Origin of the sequence: Novosphingobium sp. NBM11 (assembly GCF_015390225.1) — a bacterium.
Taxonomy (GTDB): Bacteria; Pseudomonadota; Alphaproteobacteria; order Sphingomonadales; family Sphingomonadaceae; genus Novosphingobium.
Window position 1 is genome coordinate 835,894 of record NZ_VUOG01000001.1, and the last position, 17,668, is coordinate 853,561.

The window sequence follows — 17,668 nt, forward strand, 5'->3', positions numbered from 1 at the left end:
CGCAGCCTGGACACTTCGGTCCCAATCGCGTCACGCCGGACCAAGGCCACATAATTGATCCAGTCTGAGAAGGGCACCGAGCACCATGCGTGAAATCCCGTCCGATATCGTACAGACGTGGGCGCCAGATCCTGCATGCCTGCCCGATTGGTTTGTCGGCGCGCTATCCGTGCCGCGGGAGGAGGGCTTCGTCGAGGTTTCTGGTGTGAGAATGCATTACTTCCGCTGGGGAGATCGTTCCGCGCCTCCTTTATTGATGACCCATGGCTTTCTCTCTCATGCACGGTGCCTGGCGTTCGTCGCGCCTTACCTCGCTGAAAATTACCATGTGATCGCCTACGACCATTCAGGAATGGGGGACAGCGACGTTCGCGAGAATTGTGACATGGTCGCGCGAGGACGGGAGATGATCGGGGTCGCGGAGGCCCTTGGACTTTTTCGCCATGAGCACAAGCCGATCATCGTCGCACACAGCTTTGGCGCGGCAGTCGCGCTCAAGGCGATCACCCTGGCGCCGGATGCCTTTGCCGGCACGGTGATCTGCGATCTGATGGTGCTGCGTCCGTCCAGCTTTGACGCCGTTTGGGGGGGCGGCCGCACCGGCCCGGGATCGGGCGACCCCGATCGCCCGCATAAGCGTTACCCCGATTACGCAAGTGCCCGCGAGCGGTATGTTCTATCTCCGCCACAGCCCGTTGGTCAGGCGTTCCTGATGGATTACATGGCCTACCACTCACTTCGACGCGAAGGCGAAGCGTGGACCTGGAAGTTTTCGCCGTCGGTGTTCAAGCGAGATAATGTGCCGAGCGAATGGCTTGAAATGGGCCAAACGCTGGTCGAGGCGCCAGGCCGCAAGGCAATAGTACACGGCGAGCAAAGCCTGCTTTTTACTAGTGATTCCAGTGATTACGTCCGCGAACTCGGCGGCATCAACATTCCGATTATCGCTGTACCCGAAGCACGGCATCATCTGATGCTCGATCAGCCGCTGGCGTTCGTCGCCGCCTTGCGCGCGCTGCTTGCCGGTTGGAGCATCGAGCAAGATTAGCCCGTCTTATTCATGGGGGGCCATCTGATCGGTTGGCGGGAATGGCATAAAGCACTGACTTGCTGTAGGGAATTGGGTGTCTAGACCAACCTGCAACGAGGCATAAAATGCCACAGGCCACACCCGCCAAGATCGGTGATAGCGCCGCTCCGATTTCGTTTCCAGCGGTCGGACGCAAGAAAGTCACAGCCGCGTTTGACGGTGGTCGGCTGACCTCTGATGGTGGTGTATTGCTGCTGGCGCGGGCTGAACGTGCGATGGGGATCTGTGCGCAACTGGCTGCCTGCATTGCCGACCGGCGAGATCCCGCCCGGGTCACCCACAAGCTGGACGACATCCTGCGGGCACGCATTCTGGCGATCTGCTGTGGCTATGAAGACGCGGACGACCTCGACACGCTGCGTGACGATCCGGGCTTTCGCCTGGCGCTCGGCAAACTGCCCGGATCGGGCGCAGGACTTGCCAGCCAACCGACCATGAGCAGGTGGGAGAATGCGCCGACCACGCGCGAACTGGCGCGCATGATGGGGGAGATGGTCGGCATATATTGCGCCAGCCATCCGACCCCGCCTGCGGCGGTGACGTTGGATATCGATGATACCTGTGATGTCGTCCACGGATACCAGCAATTGTCGTTCTGGAATGGCCATCATGGTGAGCGCTGTTTCATGCCGATCCATGTCTACGATACCGCGACCGGACGACCAGTCGCCATGCTGTTGCGTACAGGCAAGACGCCATCGGGTGCTGAGGCGGCTGGGCACATTCGACGGCTGTTTCGCCATATCCGCCGTCACTTGCCCAGCACCCACATCACGATCCGGGGTGACGGGCACTACGGCAGGTAACCGGGGCATATTTCCGGGCGGGGGTCTTTTCAAACGGACGGCGGTGTGATTCACTGTCGATGACTCGTGGACGTTCTGGCCCTTTCGATGATGTCACGTTGTCGGATGTTCGGCGGGTCATTTCGGCTATGTCGGATCAACTTGGGGCTCTTCAGGAAGCGGTCGCGACGCTGACGGCGGAGAATGCGGCGCTGAAGGCCGAGAACGAGGCGTTGAAGGACGAGATAGCGCGGCTGAAGGGGTTGCCGCCGCGGCCGAAGTTCAAGCTCAGGCCATCGGGGATGCCCACAAACGCGGTGCTGCGTGCCGATCCCATAATCGTGACAGTGGCCGATGCCTGCGCAACCCAGCGCGCCGAAGAAGATCGCCCGGTCCTGCGCCTCTCTGCCGAGACCCGCTACGCCGCGAAAAGCTGGAAGCACGAGCGCCGCGTTGTCGCCCGGATCGAAGCCCGCACCATGGGCATGGACATCCGCACCGTCGTCACCTCGTTGACCGCGCCCGGCCCGGAGAACCTGTACGAGGTCTATTACTGCGCACGTGGCAATGCAGAAAACCTGATCAAGCTGCACAAGAGCCAGCTTTCCAGCGACCGGACCTCGTGCCGGTCGGCCAACGCCAACCAGATGCGCCTAATCCTGCACACCGCTGCCTACTGGCTGATGTGGCGCGTACAGCAAGCCATCCGCAAAAAAGCCGCGCTCGCCACGGCCGAGTTCGCCACAATGCGCGTGCGTCTCCTCAAAATCGCCGCCCGCGTCATCGAAACATCCACCCGCATCCGAGTCGCGTTCGCTTCCGCCTGCCCAGATGCCGACTTGTTCCGCACCATCGCCAACGCGCTTAAACCTGCGCCACATAGTCGACGCGGCGGTGCCGCCGAACACTCGAACCCTGTCCGTAAAACCTGCAAACCTGTCGATCCGCCGCGATGAAATAGACGCAACGACGGAGTACAGCCTGCTTGGGCCTATGTCCCTGCCGAAAGCCAGACCGAACCAGTCAGCGCACCCTCACGAATAAGAGAGGTTAGTCCGGTTAGCAGGGGAATCGGGTGAAGGCATCAAGCGGCGATGAGACCTGCGAGGAAGTCATCGTCCCATGCGGCGATTTTGCGTCGCGATCGAAGCGAATCGCTGGTGTTGGGCAGTCGCAGGAGATTGGTCGCGATGTGCTTGATGGTGGTGAAATTGGCGGGAGCGTTGTCGGTTCTGACGCGGCATTCGTCATCACGGAACACCATATCCAAAACCCAGTGCAGGCTGTTTTCGACGGCCCAATGGCTGCGGACGATCGGCCCGAGTTTGTCGGCCGGCAGGTTCAGGGAACTGATATAGAAGCGGGTTTCGCGCTCTATCTTGCTGCCGGTTTCACGGATGCTTTCGATAATGACGATGGTCTTCAATCCGGGCCATTTGTGGCGCTCTTGTAGCCAGATGATGTCGTGGATGACCGTGGCGACCCGGGTCTCGATCCGGCCGTGATCGCCATCGACCGTCTCATGGCGGCTTATTTTGGTGTCGGCAAAATTCCTGGTTTTCTGCTCGGCGGCGAACAGCCTGACGTCGTCGTGAAGCGCGCTTTGATTGCCTTTGAGCGCGAGGACATAGTCGGCCTTCTGATCGATGATCTGCCGCGTGATGGCGCGCTGGCAGCCCATGGCATCAATGGTGATGATCGCACCCTCGATCTCCAGCATCTCCAAAAGCCGGGGGATGGCGACAATCTCGTTAGCCTTGTCGGCGACCTTGACCTGACCCAGCACCAATCGTTGGCGCGCGGCAAAGGCCGATACCATGTGGATCGCTGCCTTCGCACCCTTGGATCGCCGCACCGTCTTGCCGTCGATGGCAATCACCTCTGATGCCATGCCGGTCAGTGACGATACCCAGGCGACAAAACAGTGCTGAAACGCATCGGCATCGAGGGTCGCCAGTATGTCGCCGAGATGATCATGGGACGGCGTGCCACCCGCAAACGACCGAAACCGGCGTAGGAACGCCAGCTTGCGAGCTCCAAAATTGGCGATGTCCGTGATCGTCTCCGCCCCCGACAACACCGCCAGCAGGCACAGCAGAAGAACCTCGGTTAGCGGATAACGCACTTTGCCCGGCTGTCGCGCGTCGGGAAGATCCTCAAAATACCCCAGAAATAGACCCGCTTCCGCGAAAGCCCCTTCATCCACCCGTCCGCTCGCCATCCTCCCTGCCGCTCCTCCTGTAGAAAGGAGCCCCACTGATTCAGCACATCAGCGCTTTGTCACGAACTTCTTCACCCGATTGCCCTGGTCCGGTTAGGGTCAATACTGTTCACTTAAGATAATCTTTGCTATGGTATTTGCTATGATAGTAGCCGGTGCTAGGCATCGGGAGGCATTGGCATGGCACGGACAGTAGCAGAACTTCCTTCGGGTCGCAGACATCAGGCGGCGCATGATGCGCTGACCGCCGAAATCCTCGACGAGGTAATTACTTATATGGGGAGGAGTTATCCGGGATAGCATTATGGCGGCATTTCGTAAATCCTGATCATTGGCTGGATCCAAGGAGAGAACCCGTTGCATGACGCGACTCGATACCGAGCCTGATCCAACTTATATACGGTCGCTGCTCGAGGCAGCATCGCCAGCATTCCGCATTCGGCGGACTTGGGTTCATCGACGAGACCAATCTCAGCGAGCGGCTTTTCAGGCCCTGTAATTACGCGGTTCGTCATCCGAGCATCCACCCAGGGCTCGAAGCCGTGGGAGAATTCCAAAAAGGGCGTACGGAGCGCTACGCGGTGGTCAATTCGGCGCCCTCGATGATCACGCCAGCGCTAACATATTTCCATAGAGCCACGAGCAACTTGCGGGCGAGCGCGACGATTGTCGATGACGTGACCGGCAACATCCTTTGTGGCTACGACAAATTTCGACATCTTCTCGCCGTTCCCCGGCGCCAGGGACGTGACCAACCATTTCGATTGCGAGAGTTCCAGCGAGATAAAAATCGCGGTAAGCTCGGTGCGAACAGCGGACGGCGCTTGGGAACGATGAGCTGCAACCGGCATGTCGATCTCCAGAGTGAGTTTTTTAGCGAGACCAGTCTGGCAGAGCGCCGCTCGCTGTTTGACCTCCTCATGGAATCTATGCGAAGCTCTACGAACCTGGCGCGGATGGGAGCCCGCGTTTCCGGGAAGCAGCCTGCTTTGCCCATTGGCGACGCGATTTCCACGACATCTGGACGTCCCAAAAATCCGAGATCGCACACGAGGCGCTCGAGCGTATCGGGCAGCTCTATGACATCGAGCGCGAGATCGCCGGCAAGTCTGCCTATAGCCCCACATCATCGTGCTGGCCCAATCAGGTCGAGCGCTTCTTCGCCCTGCTGACCGAAAAGAGGATCAAAACGAGGGGCCGATAGCTCCAGGAGGGCGCTAATCGAGGACATCGAAAGCTTCATCGACAACACATCCAATCGACAAAGCTGCAAGCTCGCCTGTCGTCTCTTGGCTCAGTTGGTTTATCCACTCACCCCCATCGCTAGTGCTTTTTGCAGCGCGACGAACTGTGTCGTCAGGGCCATCCGGGCCTGAATCTGTAGATCCGCAGCCGCCAACTGATCGTTTTCGGCGGCAAGCGCGGCAAGCGCGGACGACCGCCCTGCACGCCAGGATTGCTGGGCGAGGCCAGCGCTGTGGTCCGCCAGCAGAGAGTTGCGCGTCTGCATCGCGAATGCCTTGCGCGCCTGGCCGAATCTGTTGAGTGAACTTTCCGCATCCTGAAGGGCCACGAGCACGGCGGCGCGATACGCTGCCGCCGCCTCATCGCGACCGGCGACGGCCTGCAACACGCCCGCCCGCCCGCGTCCAAAATCGGCAAGGTTCCATTGGATCGTCGGACCGGCGAGCGACCAGAGATTGTCGGCACTCGCAATATCGCCCTTCATGGCGCTGCCAAGACCGACCACGCCTGCCAGGCTGACCTTGGGCATCCGCGCGGCTTCCGCCACGCCAATCCCGGCATTGGCGGCATGCAGGTGCTGCTCGGCCGCCCGGATATCGGGCCTGCGGGCGAGCATGGCGGTGGGATCGCCGACCGGGACGGCGGCGGGGGGAAGCGGAACCGGGCCCGTGCCATCGAGCATGGCATCGAGCGCGCCAGGGGCTTCTCCCAGCAGCACGGCTATCGCGTCCTTGCGATCGTTCCGGTCCGCTTCCAGAGCCGCGATGGCTTGCCGCCGGACTTCCACGGTGCGATCGGCCTGATCGCGCTCGATGCGCGACAGCTTGCCCGCGCCTTCAAGCTGCGCCGTGAGGTTCGCGATCTTCTGCTGGTTGGCAAGCAGACGGCGCGCGAGGTCCAGACGTTGTCGGCTGGCGCGCAGGGCAAGATATTGGCGCGCGATCTCCGCAGTCAGGCTGAGGCGGGTATTCTCCGCATCGGCCTGCGCGGCCTCGAATTGCGCGCGCGTGGCCTCGATATTCCGCCGCGCTCCACCGAATAGATCGATTTCCCAAAGGGCGTCGAAGCCTGCGAGGAAGAGCGACGAGGACTTGGCCTCTCCACCCGTCACCAATCTCGATGCCTGGATATTCCCGGCCCCTGCCCCGGTGCCGACACCCGGCGCCAATGCCGCGCGCGAGCTTCGCAGATGGGCCCGCGCCTGCCGGACACGCGCTTCGGCGATATCGATCGCCGGGTTGGAGGACAGCGCCCGCCCGATCAGTTGATCGAGCAGCGGATCGTTCAATTCCCGCCACCATGGCGTCAGTTGCGGCGTGGCGGGCATCGAAACCTGATCCGTCCGCAAGAAGGAATTGCCCATCGAGGCGGGGGGTGGCGGTGCACCTTTGTAATTCGGCCCCATCATACATCCGCCGAGTGTGGGCAACAGCAGGAGCGGAGGGACAAAGACAAGCGCACGCATCGACAGTATCTCCGGTTCAGGGCCGTAGCGACGCAAGCTTGCTGGACAGCCACGGACGAATCACTTACTAACCGACTTAACGGTCGTTCAACAAGTGAGCATTCCATGTCCGACATGCGGTCCCAATTACTCGAAACCGCCGCCCGGCTTTTCGCCGAGCGCGGCTACGAAGCCGTGTCGATGCGCAATATCGCCAGACTGGTCGGGGTGACCCAGGCGAACCTCTATTATCACTTCCGGGACAAGGCCGACCTGATCGAGGCCACCCTCGCCTCGGTGTTCGAGGCTTGCGCCCGCGATCTGGATGCGTGGCTGGCCCAGCACCCTTCGAACCAGCTCGAGGCTTTTGTGCGATGGTTCGTCCGGAGGCTGATGACCGACCGGATATTCGCCCGCCTGCTGTATCGAGAACTGCTGGATGGAGACGAAGCCCGCATCGCCACCCTTTCACGCACGGTACTTCGGCAACCATTCCAATCGATCGTCGCTGCAGTGGAGCAAGGCAGAACGGACATATCTGCCAAGGAGGTCGCGTTGTCGCTGGTTGGCTTCGCGCTTGGACAGGTCCTGATCCTGCCCCTCGCCCCCGGCCTGACCGGAGACAGCGAGAGGTCCGAATCCGTGGATCAGGTGGCCTCTCAACTTCTCGCCCTGATCCAGTCCGCTTCGGTGGTTGGCTGACATGGAGCGCAAGCACCGTGTGGCGAAGGCGATCGCCCTGTCGTTTCCTATCCTTCTCGCAAGCTGCGGCGGTGGGGACCAGACATCGCAATCGGCGGAACCTCCCGCCGTCAACCTGCCCGTGACGACTGCATCCCTGACGACATCCATGGACGGAACTGCCGCGAGCGGCACGGTCGAATCCGATGATCGCGTGCAACTCGTGGCCCGCGCCTCGGGCACTATCCGGGCACCCGACCTTTATGACGGCCAGCCCGTCAGGCGCGGGCAAATCCTTGCGACCATCGACGCGCGGCAGGCCGAGGCCGCTGTTCGGCGCGCCAGCGCCGCGCTGGATGCGGCGCTGGCCGAACAACGCAATGCGCATGGGGATGTCACGCGCGATGCACCGCTCGCCCAAAGCGGTGCCTTGGCGATGGATGCCTATCGCAAAGAACAGCTTCGAGACAGCGCGGCCGCCGCCGGAGTCACCCAGGCACAGGCGGCACTCACCGCTGCCCAGGTGGACCTCGCCTACACCTCGGTTGCCAGCCCTTTCGACGGTTTCGTCGTTTCCCGGCAAATCCGCGACGGAGACATGGTGATGCCAGGATCGCCGCTGGTGACGGTGGAGAGCCGTGGCCAATTGGTGTTCCGCTTTGCCGCGCCCCAGGCCAGTCTCGGGATGTTCGTGCCGGGAGCGGCGACTCCCGTGCTGCTCGACGGGCGCGAAGATCGCCCCGTAACCGGCAAGGTCCGGGGCGTCGTCCCCTCCGCGGACCCGGCTACCCGCCGCTACACGGTAGAGATCGTTCTTCCCGCCGATAGCGGAATCATGCCGGGCATGTTCGGTCGCGTCCGGCTCCCATCGGCGACGAATCACGGGGTCAGCGGAGATACCGTCGCGGTGCCTGCCGCCGCGATCACCGACCGCGGCGGGCTGACCGGGGTTTTCGTGGTGGGCCAGGACAAGCGTCTCACCTTCCGCTGGGTGCGGCCGGGTGACCGGCTGGGCGATCGGGTCACCGTAACCTCCGGCCTGTCGGCTGGTGAACGCATCCTCGCCCGTGTCGATCGGACCGTTCGGGACGGCGCACGCCTCGCCGGCGGAGCCACGCGATGACCGAGGCGCCGCTCAATTTAGCGGGCCGCCTTGCCAGGACATTCATCACCTCCAAGCTGACGACCGTCTTCCTGCTGGCCGCGCTGCTGCTCGGCGCGCTCGCCGTGTTGCTGACCCCGCGCGAGGAAAATCCCCAGATCGTGGTGCCCGGTGCGATGGTCACGGTCGCCCTGCCCGGCGCCACCGCCGAAGAGGTGGACCGGCTGGTGGTGGCACCGCTTGAAGGCGTGCTCAGCGAGATGACCGGGCTCGACCACAGTTACGGCACTGCCCAACCCGGCCTCGGCACGGTGCAGGTGCAGTTCAAGGTCGGCCAGCCGCCCGAGGATTCGCTGGTCAAGCTCTACAACCGGGTGATCGCCAACCGCGGCAGGCTTCCCGCCGATGCGGCTATCCCACTGATCCAGGCGGTCGATGCCGACGATGTGCCCATCGTTACCGTGACCCTCGCTTCCTCCGCCTATGACGACTTCGGCCTCAAGCGATTGGCGGATTCGATGGCTGAGCGCCTGCGCAGCACGCCGGGCGTTTCGGTGGTTTCCGTCTATGGCGGGCGCAACCGAGAGATTGATGTCGCGCTCGATCCGGTCCGATTGCAGTCCTTCTCGATCTCGCTCGCCGAGGCACGCGGAGCGCTGGGCGCCTCCGATGTGGGCCTCAACCTCTCTGGGCCGGCACGGGCGGGCCGACTGGAACGACTGCGCTACTCCGGCGAGCTGGGATCGGTGGCGGCGGTACGCGATCTCGTGATCGGGGTGCGCAATGGCCGCACGATCAAGATCGGAGATGTCGCAACCATCTCCGACGGCCCGCATGTCGAAATCACGCGCCTCAGCCGTTTCGGATTTGCGGCGGGCGACCCGCGCGCCAAGCTCGGTGAAGGCGAAATGCCCGCCGTCACCATCGCCATTGCAAAGAAGAAGGGTGAGAATGCGGTCACCGTGTCCGAAGCCGTGGCCAATCGGGTCGCGCGGATGCAGGCCAGCTTCATCCCGCGCGCGGTCCATGTCGTAACCACCCGCGACGACGGCCAGAAAGCCGACGAGGCCGTCAACGCGCTGATGGAGCATCTGGCGATCGCGCTGATTACCGTCAGCTTCATCATGCTGTTGTTCCTCGGCTGGCGCGAGGCGCTGATCGTGTCCGTCACCGTTCCGGTCATCTTCTCGATCACGCTCGGAGCGGACCTGCTCGGCGGGGTGACGATCAACCGCATCACCCTGTTCGCGCTTATCCTGGCGCTGGGCCTGCTCGTCGATGCCTCGATCGTCGTGATCGAGAACATCCACCGCCACTACCATCACGAGCGCTCCGACGCTTCGCAGGAGGATGTGACCGTCCTTGCCACCAACGAGATCGGCGGCGCCACCAATCTCGCGACATTTGCCGTGATGCTGGTGTTCGCGGCCCTGCTGCTCGTGACCGGCATGGCGGGCGATTATTTCTATCCATCGCCTATAATGTGCCGATCGCGATGCTCGCGTCGATCATTGTCGCCTATATCGTCACGCCCTGGGCAGCGAACCGCTGGGTCAAGCGACCTGCCTCTACCGGCGGCATATTGGATGATGGAAGCGCGGAAGAGGCCGGTGCTCATGCGGAGCGCAAGCCCGACAAGTTGCGGGACGCCTATCTCTGGCTGATCCGACCGCTTCAGGAGCACTCAAAGGCACGTCGTGCCCTGATGATCGGCGCGGTCGTTGCCCTGCTCCTTTCGATCGCGCAAGGCGGCTGGCAGTTCATCCGCCCGGCGGGCGTCGGCGGGCCGGTGCCGCCGCTTGGGGTTGCCATGGGCTTCCTTCCCAAGGACAACAAGAACACCTTCAACATCGTGATCACCATGGCCGAAGCCAGCCCCGTCGAGAATACGGCCCGGATGGTTCACGAGATCGACGGCCTGCTTGCCGCCAATCCGCTGGTGGTGAACTACCAGAACTGGATCGGCCAGGCTGGGGTCCCGGATTTCAATGGATTGATGCAGGGAACGGCGGCTCGCACGGGTGAGAATGTCGCCGAAATCCGCGTCAACCTCCTGGACAAGCACCAGCGTTCGGAAAGCTCGATCACGTTCGTCCGCGAATTGCGTCTGAAGATCGAAGCCATTCGGACCCGCTATCCGGGCGCCCGGGTGAGACTGGTCGAGGATCCGCCGGGGCCACCGGTGCGTGCGACGGTGCTCGCCGAATTGCACGGCGAAGATCTCGTGGGCTTGCGCCGGCTGGCGAAGCAGGTGGAAGCCGAGTTCGCCAACACCTATGACATGGTCGATATCTCGAACAGCGAGCCTACCGACGTGTCGCAATGGCGCTTTGTTCCTGACCGCGAGAAAGCAGCGCTCTCCGGCGTGTCAGCTGCCGATATTGCCGAGGTTCTGGGACTTGTCTATGATGGCCAGGTGGTCGGGCGTGCCCATATCGATCCAGAGCGCAACCCCGTTCCGATCCGCGCCTATGTGCCGCGCGCGGATCAGCCCGCCCCCGCACGGCTCGAAGGCCTCTACGTGACCAGCAGGGACGGCCGCCAGATACCGCTGGCCGAATTGGTCCGGCGCACACCATCGACCGCCGACAAGCCGGTCCAGCGCAAGGACAATGAGCGCGTGATCTTCATCGGAGGAGAACTTGCGCAGAGCGTGCCGGTCTATGCGGTGCTCGATCTCAACCGGCGCTTGTCGAGATTGCGCACCCCGGACGGGCAGCCGCTCGCCACCGGCAATCTCAGCCTCAGCGAAAAGGCACCTGACATCATCGACGGCTACCAACTGCTATGGAGCGGCGAAATGCGGATGACGCTCGATATCTACCGCGACATGCTGATGGCGCTCGGGGCGGCGCTGACGGCGATCTATTTCCTACTGGTTGCTTATTATCGCTCGTTCCTCACCCCGCTGATTGCCATGTCCGCAGTGCCTCTGGGGGTCATCGGCATCTTTCCGGGCCACTGGCTGCTGAAAACCGACTTTTCGGCGACCTCCATCGTGGGCATCATCGCACTGTCCGGCGTGGTGATCCGCAACTCGCTGCTCATCATCGACTTCATCCAGGATAACCAGAAACATGGCATGCCGCTGGCGGAGGCGGCGCGGATGGCCGGCGCGGTCCGCCTGCGGCCGATCCTGCTCACCACGCTTGCCATCGTGCTGGGCTCGGCGATCATGATCCCCGATCCCGTGTTCGGCGGCCTTGCGATCTCGCTGATCTTTGGCACGCTCGTCTCGACCGTGCTCACTGTCTTCGTGGTGCCGATCCTCTATGAGCGCCTCATGCGCGCATGAGGCTTCCGTCCCATGCCGCGGCCCTAGGAAAGACGTTTGCGACGCAGGCTGACGAGCACGAGGATCGCCGCGCGCCGGATCCCGGTAGCGGGGCTTCCAATTCGGCTTACGTCGCGTGGTCGATATGTTCCAGCAGCGCCGCTGGCGGCGCATGGTCCGGCCTTCTCGCAAGATTGCGATAATGCCACGCGGCCTCTTCAAGGATGGAATCCGCTTCGATCCGGGCGTCTTTGGGACGACTTGATCTCAGCCCGGCCAGTTCGGCGGGCGAAAGGCCGGCCCTGAGATCGCGCAGTGCTCAGCCGTTGGCGGGCTGTCGAATGCCCCGCGCGTCGTGAGGAGGGCGAGCCGATGGCCCACCCAGCCTCCCACAGCGGCGAGAAGCCCGGCGATCTCGGGCGAAATGCCCCCTGCCCCCCAGACCGTCGTGCCGACAGCACGGTGCCGGCTTTGGGTGGGGTCAAGGTTGGCAGCAAGTTCGGCCTGCCGCACTGTACCAAGCCGCTGCGCCATCGCGAGGGTGTCCATGCCCATCGTGCTGGCCTCGATGCGGGCGAGGACGCGGCGCTGGCATGCCCATTTTTTGGCGCCGTAGTGGTCTCGGCATAATTGCGCAGGACCGGATGCTGCGCCTTCGCCCGCCTGACCGCACAGGCATCGGCAACCGTGACGATTTCAAGATCGGCGCGCAGCACGGCGTTGGTGGGCAGGCCGAGCGTACGCTTCGCGAAGGCTCGGCCATCACGGCCCCGCCATCCCTCCTTCCCAGCCGCCGCCGAGCGCAAGGAACAGCCGAACGCGATCCGAGGCGATGGACGCATCCGAGGCCGCCAGCGCCGCTTCGGTTGTGGCAAGGCTTCGCTGCGTGTCGAGCAGTTCAAGACCCGTTCCAAGACCGCCCCGAGTCATCCGGGCCTGGAGCCCGAAAGCCCTCCCGCTCTCATCACGCGCGACCCTGAGCTTGGCATTCTGGTCCAGATCGCGGGCATAGGTGCTGAGGACCGTCTCGGTTTCGCGGAGAGCTGCGAGGACGCTGCCGTCAAATGCCGCCAGCGTCGCGCGCGCCGCTGCATCGCTTTCCGCGATCCGCGCCCTGGCGACGCGTCGGTTCGGGAAGGACCACGAGATGAGCGGGCCGAAGCTGAACCGCAACGCCGAATCGTCGACCAGCCCACCCACGCTCCGCGAGGTCGTGCCGAGCGATGCGCCGAGGCTGACGCTCGGATAGAGGTCCGCCGTCGCCACTCCGATGCGCGCCGTCGCAGCCGCGAGCCGGCGTTCAGCTTCGCGGATGTCGGGCCGGCGCCGGATCAGCGCCATACCGTCGCCAATCGGCAGGGGGCGGTCGACGGAAGGGATGATCCGGCAGGTCGCGAGATTGGGCGGATAATCTTCGGGCGTCCGGCCGAGCAGCACGGCAAGACTGAATAGTGCAGCTTTGCGGCCTGCCTCGATCGGCGGCAGCGCTGCCTCGAGCTGAGCCAGAAGCGCGCGCGAGCGGGTAGCGTCGAGCGACGTGTAGAGGCCGGCGCGCACGCCTCTTTCGGTGAGGGCGAGGCTTTGCCGCTGCAGTTCGACCGAATGGCGGGCAACGGTCATCCGCGCGCCGGCCGCGCAGGCATCTCCATAGGCGCCGACCACTCCGGCCACGACCGTCGTGCGCGCAAGGTCATAGGCGGCGGCCTGCGCTTCCGCATCGGCCTGCGCGGCCTCGATCGTGCGCCGAATCCGGCCCACGACGTCGAGTTCATAGGATATGCCGACGCCGGCGTCGAATGTCGCATGGGTCCCGTTGGGCGAGCCGAGACCGAGATTGGACGGCTCGCCCACCGATACGCCGCCCGCCGTGGAAGTCTGGACGCCCGCGCCGGCCTCGACCTCCTGGACAATCGCGCGCGCGCGTTCGAGATTGGCCGCCGCGACCCTGAGGTCGGTGTTGGCCTCGATCGCTTCCTGGACGAGCGCATCGAGCTGGGGAATAGCGTAGAGGCGCCACCAGCGCTGGGGCAAGGGTTCAGCCGAATAGGCCGGCGATTTTCCTTCGGCAAAGCTCGCGGGCCGATCCGAGATGCCTGCGGGCAAGGGCGGCGCCCGATAGCTGGGGCCGACCGTGGCACAGCCAGCGAGCATCAGCGCGCCCATCAGTCCGAGCGGCCTTTTCGTTCCGACGCGCCCCATCGTCATTCGCTCCGGCCGGGGCCGAGCGCATTTTCCGCGCCATTGAGCGTCACGGTGACCGTCCGGCCCGCGATCAGATCGATGCCGGGCGGCACCTTGTCGATGGCGATCCGCACGGGGATGCGCTGGGCAAGACGGACCCAGCTGAAGGTGGGATTGACATTCGCGAGTAGCGTTCCGGACGCGGTCGTCCGTTCGCGATCGTCAATGCCCGCCGATCGGCCTTCAACATGGCCAGAAAGCGGCCTATCCTCGCCCATTACCCGGATCGTGACGCGGACGCCGGGGCGGATGTGCGAAAGCTTCGTCTCCTCGAAATAGCCGGCAACGTAGTAGCTGTCGGAATCGACCAGCGTCATCACGGGCTGCCCGGCGGCGGCATAGGCGCCGGGGCGGAGCGAGAAATTGGTGACGATGCCGTTGACCGGCGCACGCACCTCGGCGCGCGCCAGATTGATGCGGGCGAGATCGCGATCAGCGATCGCCTGGGCATAGCGTGCGCGGGCCTCCTCGGCGGTGGAGCGGCGGTCGTCACGTTGCTGCCCCGAGACGATATCAGAGAGGGCCTGATAGCGGCGGTTCTCCCGTTCGGCGGCGTTCAACGTTGCCCGTGCCGTGGCGACAGCGGCCTCGGCCTGCTCAACGGCATTGCGCAGCCGAACATGGTCGATGGTAAACAGGATGTCGCCGCGCCTGACCACCTGGTTGTCGCGAACGTGGACCTGCTCGACCCGGCCCGACACGTCTGCCGCGAGAGGGACCACATCCGCCCTGATCTTCCCGTCGCGCGTCTGTGGCGCGTAGGTGTAGTAATTATAGAGGTGCCAGAAGACGAACACGCCCGCACCCACCACCAGCAGGGTGAGCAAGGGCTTGAGCAGGCGGAGGAGGGTATCGCGATCTAGGGTCATGGCGGGCACTTCAGGATGCGGTGACAAGGCGTAGAGCCAGAAAGGCGGTGCCGGTCAGGATGAGGAACAGGGCGGTGTCGAACAGCGGGCGCTGCCAGACGAGGCGGTAGAAGCTGATGGACTCGAGCACCCGCGACAGCAGCAGGCGCATCGCGAAGCCGAGGATCGCGCAGAGGAGCAGCGGCGAAACGAACACGCCCGCGATGTCGATTTCGCCGATCATGTCGCCGGTACCCAGGCCGGCGCGCGCTCGAACAGGGCGATGCGCAGACCCGCTAAGGCATGAATGGCGCGGTCGGGGCGAGCGCCGGGCGAACCATCTCCCGGCCAGAGCGCATCAAGTGCTTCGTCGATGAGCGCGAGCAGACGGGACGACGGCTGCGGCTTGTCGAACTCGCTGCGGAGTTGATCGAGAACCCGATCCGTCGCCTGCCGCCCATCGGCGGGAAGCGCGTTGCCCATCGAGCGCAGGTCGGCGACGTTCGCGCCGACCCGCAGCCGGATGAGCAGGCCGGCGCTCCGCTCGACCTGCCCGGCTGCGGCAAGGCGCGCCGTCACCACCGAAATGCGGTCGAGCGCCCGCTGGACATAGCTGTCCCGCAACCGTCGGCTGGGCGACCGGCTCAGCCGCGCGATCTCGCGCGCTTCGATGCGGAGGACGCGCTGAAGCTGATGCTGCACGCCCCAGGTACGGAACAGGCCGGCGCCGAGAATGGCGGTGAATATGCCCAGCATGCTGGCGACGCTCGCCTCGACGAAGGTTCCGAAATCGGGCGGCGAATAATGGCCCTGTAGATTGATGTTGCTGAGCCCGAAGGCGAGGATCAGCGTCGCCATCGGACTGACGGCCGCCCAGACGCCCAGCGGCAGCATGAACAGGCCCATCATCATCGCAAAGGTCGCGAAATCGGCAGCGAGCGGGAGCAGGCCGTAGCACAGGATCCCCGCCAGCAGGGTCGCGAGCAGGGCGAAACGCGCGAACATTCCGATCGCTCTGCCAGGCTCGTCGCCGCCGCCGAAGAAGGCCAGCGCTATCGTGCTGAACAGGACAGCGTTCGCGCCCTGATGCCAGCCCGTCGCATACCAGAGCCCGCAGAGGAGGGCGTAGGTTACGAGGATTCCCGCCGCGATCCGGGCAGCGTGATCAATGTCGGGGTTGAGCGGAAACGCCTGCGTCTCGCTGACTGTTCGCGCGAGCGCGGGCGCAAGCTTCGCCTTTCCGCTCAACGCCGCCTCGATCCGCGAAACCTCGCTCCAGAGCGTCAGCATTTCCGTCAGCATGTCGGCCAGCGCATCATGAACGAGTTGCTGCCACGCGCGCGCGCGACTGGCATCGAGCGGAAGCGAGCGCACGGCATCGGCCAGATCGGGTGGCGGTTCCGTACCGGCATCGAGATGGGCCCTGGCCGTGGCGAGAGAGGGTCGGAGGGCCAAGCGCTCCGCTTCGCCAAGGCCCGCGATGCGGCTGCCGATCGCGGAAAGGAGCGGGACTATGCGCAGCAGGCGTTGCTGGATCGCGAGCGCGTGCCGCAGGTCATCGCGATGGATCGTCGGATCGTAGCGCAGCGCACCGGTCAGCTGTGACAGGGATGTGATGTCGGCCAGCGTCTTTAGCCGGTCATGCTCTCCTTGGGCGTCCGCCTCATGGCCATCAAGGACATCCTTCGCCCAGGTCTCGATGCTGGGCAGCCAGCGATGCAGGCGCGCGCGTAGCGCACCTTCAAGAGAACGCGGAGCGATCACGCCGTCAACGAGGGTCGTCGCGAGGATGCCGAGGGTGATTTCGCTGACCCGCGCCACAACGGTATCGAACATGATCTCCGGATGATCCACGCCGGCGACCGCCACCAGCATGAGCGTGATCGCGAAAAGCTGGAAGCCGTAGCTGCGCGGCGTGCGGTCGAGGAAAGAAATACCGAACGCCAGGGTTGCCACGATTCCCGACGCCGCGATCAGCAGCAGCGGCGCGCTCGCAAATAGCGCGACCATGGCAAGCGTGACGAAGCCGGCGCAGGAAGTTCCGGTGAACCGATAGACGGCCTTCGACCGGATCGCCCCGCTCATGGGGTTCATGCAGACGCAGCAGGTGACAAGTGCCCAGTAAGGATTGGGCAGGCCGATCCGCACCGCTATCGCGAATGCGATCATGCCCGCGACGAACAGCTTAACAGAGAAGATCAGCTGATCGGCGCTGACCTTCATCGGCCCGTCCGCGTCTGCTGCAGGAACTGACCGATCCGTTCCTCGAACAAACGCAGCGTGCGCGTCGTCGTTTCGATGTCCTGCGAAGGAAGATCACCAAGGAGATCGTCGCGGAGCCGCATGACCGCCTTTTCCATCTTCCTTGCAAGGTCACGACCTTTCGGCATGACATGGATCGTCTTGATGCGCCGGTCGTCGGGAGAATCGCGCCGCTCGAGCAGGTTGGCGGCTTCGGCCTGGTCGAGAATGCGCACCATGCCGCCCGGATTGACCCCGACTTCCTCGGCCAGCGCGTTCTGCCTGACACCCTTGTCTCCATGACGGGACGCCAGAATGAGCGCCGAAATGAGCGATGCGGGAAGTCCGAAGTCGGCGAGTGCGAGACTGACTGCCTGAACCCAGACACGCCGGATCGGCTGCAAAGCGTTCGTGAGTTCAAAAAGCGCGACGGGGCTGGTTCTGGATCGGTCGCAGGGCATGCGCGGCTACCTAGTCCATCATCCGATTACGTTCA

The 17,668-nt window shown here is 63.9% G+C and carries 11 protein-coding genes and 4 pseudogenes; 6 read left to right on the plus strand and 9 right to left on the minus strand.

The annotated features are described in order from the left end of the window. Positions 1-85 precede the first annotated feature (85 nt). Positions 86-1,048, plus strand: coding sequence for an alpha/beta fold hydrolase (locus F1640_RS03995; protein WP_033964357.1), 963 nt, complete (start codon positions 86-88; stop codon positions 1,046-1,048). Positions 1,049-1,155: 107 nt separating this feature from the next. After that, positions 1,156-2,753 (plus strand): annotated as a pseudogene (locus tag F1640_RS25975) (IS1380 family transposase); the annotation flags it as partial. Positions 2,754-2,959: 206 nt separating this feature from the next. On the opposite strand, the gene F1640_RS04015 reads toward F1640_RS25975, so the two are convergent. Next, entirely contained in the window at positions 2,960-4,096 is a 1,137-nt protein-coding gene (locus F1640_RS04015) for an ISAs1 family transposase (RefSeq protein ID WP_052191964.1), read from the minus strand. 686 nt (positions 4,097-4,782) lie between these two features. After that, positions 4,783-4,947, minus strand: a pseudogene (locus F1640_RS04020) (IS110 family transposase); the annotation flags it as partial. Between the two features lie 74 nt (positions 4,948-5,021). Here F1640_RS04020 and F1640_RS25980 point away from each other — a divergent pair. Continuing rightward, complete coding sequence (locus F1640_RS25980; RefSeq protein WP_375336197.1) at positions 5,022-5,300, plus strand: transposase; 279 nt, start codon at positions 5,022-5,024, stop codon at positions 5,298-5,300. A gap of 99 nt (positions 5,301-5,399) precedes the next feature. Here F1640_RS25980 and F1640_RS04030 read toward each other — a convergent pair whose 3' ends face one another. Then, a complete protein-coding gene (locus F1640_RS04030; protein WP_033963035.1) occupies positions 5,400-6,806 on the minus strand; it encodes an efflux transporter outer membrane subunit in 1,407 nt (468 codons plus the stop codon). 105 nt (positions 6,807-6,911) lie between these two features. Between F1640_RS04030 and F1640_RS04035 the strand changes: the two genes are divergently transcribed. The 3 genes and pseudogenes from F1640_RS04035 to F1640_RS25085 all read left to right on the plus strand — a co-directional run bounded on the left by F1640_RS04035 (position 6,912) and on the right by F1640_RS25085 (position 11,863). Beyond that, complete coding sequence (locus tag F1640_RS04035) at positions 6,912-7,487, plus strand: TetR/AcrR family transcriptional regulator (protein ID WP_025549970.1); 576 nt, start codon at positions 6,912-6,914, stop codon at positions 7,485-7,487. Position 7,488: 1 nt separating this feature from the next. Then, entirely contained in the window at positions 7,489-8,589 is a 1,101-nt protein-coding gene (locus F1640_RS04040; RefSeq protein ID WP_063872397.1) for an efflux RND transporter periplasmic adaptor subunit, read from the plus strand. Next, a pseudogene (locus tag F1640_RS25085) lies at positions 8,586-11,863 on the plus strand (efflux RND transporter permease subunit). The gene F1640_RS04040 and the pseudogene F1640_RS25085 overlap by 4 nt, the downstream one beginning before the upstream one ends. 492 nt (positions 11,864-12,355) lie before the next feature. On the opposite strand, the pseudogene F1640_RS04050 reads toward F1640_RS25085, so the two are convergent. The 6 genes and pseudogenes from F1640_RS04050 to F1640_RS04075 all read right to left on the minus strand — a co-directional run. Next, positions 12,356-12,576 (minus strand): annotated as a pseudogene (locus F1640_RS04050) (IS1380 family transposase); the annotation flags it as partial. 28 nt (positions 12,577-12,604) lie between these two features. Then, positions 12,605-14,005: an efflux transporter outer membrane subunit gene (locus tag F1640_RS04055; RefSeq protein ID WP_033963134.1), complete on the minus strand. Its 1,401-nt coding sequence runs from the start codon at positions 14,003-14,005 to the stop codon at positions 12,605-12,607. A gap of 38 nt (positions 14,006-14,043) precedes the next feature. Beyond that, complete coding sequence (locus F1640_RS04060) at positions 14,044-14,952, minus strand: HlyD family secretion protein (RefSeq protein WP_025549997.1); 909 nt, start codon at positions 14,950-14,952, stop codon at positions 14,044-14,046. A gap of 10 nt (positions 14,953-14,962) precedes the next feature. Then, positions 14,963-15,175, minus strand: coding sequence for a DUF1656 domain-containing protein (locus F1640_RS04065; protein WP_024018728.1), 213 nt, complete (start codon positions 15,173-15,175; stop codon positions 14,963-14,965). Then, positions 15,172-17,154, minus strand: a complete 1,983-nt coding sequence (locus F1640_RS04070; RefSeq protein ID WP_025549996.1) for an FUSC family protein — start codon at positions 17,152-17,154, stop codon at positions 15,172-15,174. The genes F1640_RS04065 and F1640_RS04070 overlap by 4 nt, the downstream gene beginning before the upstream one ends. Beyond that, the gene (locus tag F1640_RS04075; RefSeq protein ID WP_025549995.1) at positions 17,151-17,633 is read right to left on the minus strand and encodes a MarR family winged helix-turn-helix transcriptional regulator; all 483 of its coding nucleotides are present in this window, start codon (positions 17,631-17,633) and stop codon (positions 17,151-17,153) included. The genes F1640_RS04070 and F1640_RS04075 overlap by 4 nt, the downstream gene beginning before the upstream one ends. Positions 17,634-17,668 lie beyond the last annotated feature (35 nt).

Coding starts and splice junctions, on each gene's coding strand:
- F1640_RS03995 (WP_033964357.1), top strand. CDS start 86: ATGCGTGAAATCCCGTCCGATATCGTACAGACGTGGGCGCCAGATCCT.
- F1640_RS04015 (WP_052191964.1), bottom strand. CDS start 4,096: ATGGCGAGCGGACGGGTGGATGAAGGGGCTTTCGCGGAAGCGGGTCTA.
- F1640_RS04030 (WP_033963035.1), bottom strand. CDS start 6,806: ATGCGTGCGCTTGTCTTTGTCCCTCCGCTCCTGCTGTTGCCCACACTC.
- F1640_RS04035 (WP_025549970.1), top strand. CDS start 6,912: ATGTCCGACATGCGGTCCCAATTACTCGAAACCGCCGCCCGGCTTTTC.
- F1640_RS04040 (WP_063872397.1), top strand. CDS start 7,489: ATGGAGCGCAAGCACCGTGTGGCGAAGGCGATCGCCCTGTCGTTTCCT.
- F1640_RS04055 (WP_033963134.1), bottom strand. CDS start 14,005: ATGGGCGCGCTGATGCTCGCTGGCTGTGCCACGGTCGGCCCCAGCTAT.
- F1640_RS04060 (WP_025549997.1), bottom strand. CDS start 14,952: ATGACCCTAGATCGCGATACCCTCCTCCGCCTGCTCAAGCCCTTGCTC.
- F1640_RS04065 (WP_024018728.1), bottom strand. CDS start 15,175: ATGATCGGCGAAATCGACATCGCGGGCGTGTTCGTTTCGCCGCTGCTC.
- F1640_RS04070 (WP_025549996.1), bottom strand. CDS start 17,154: ATGAAGGTCAGCGCCGATCAGCTGATCTTCTCTGTTAAGCTGTTCGTC.
- F1640_RS04075 (WP_025549995.1), bottom strand. CDS start 17,633: ATGCCCTGCGACCGATCCAGAACCAGCCCCGTCGCGCTTTTTGAACTC.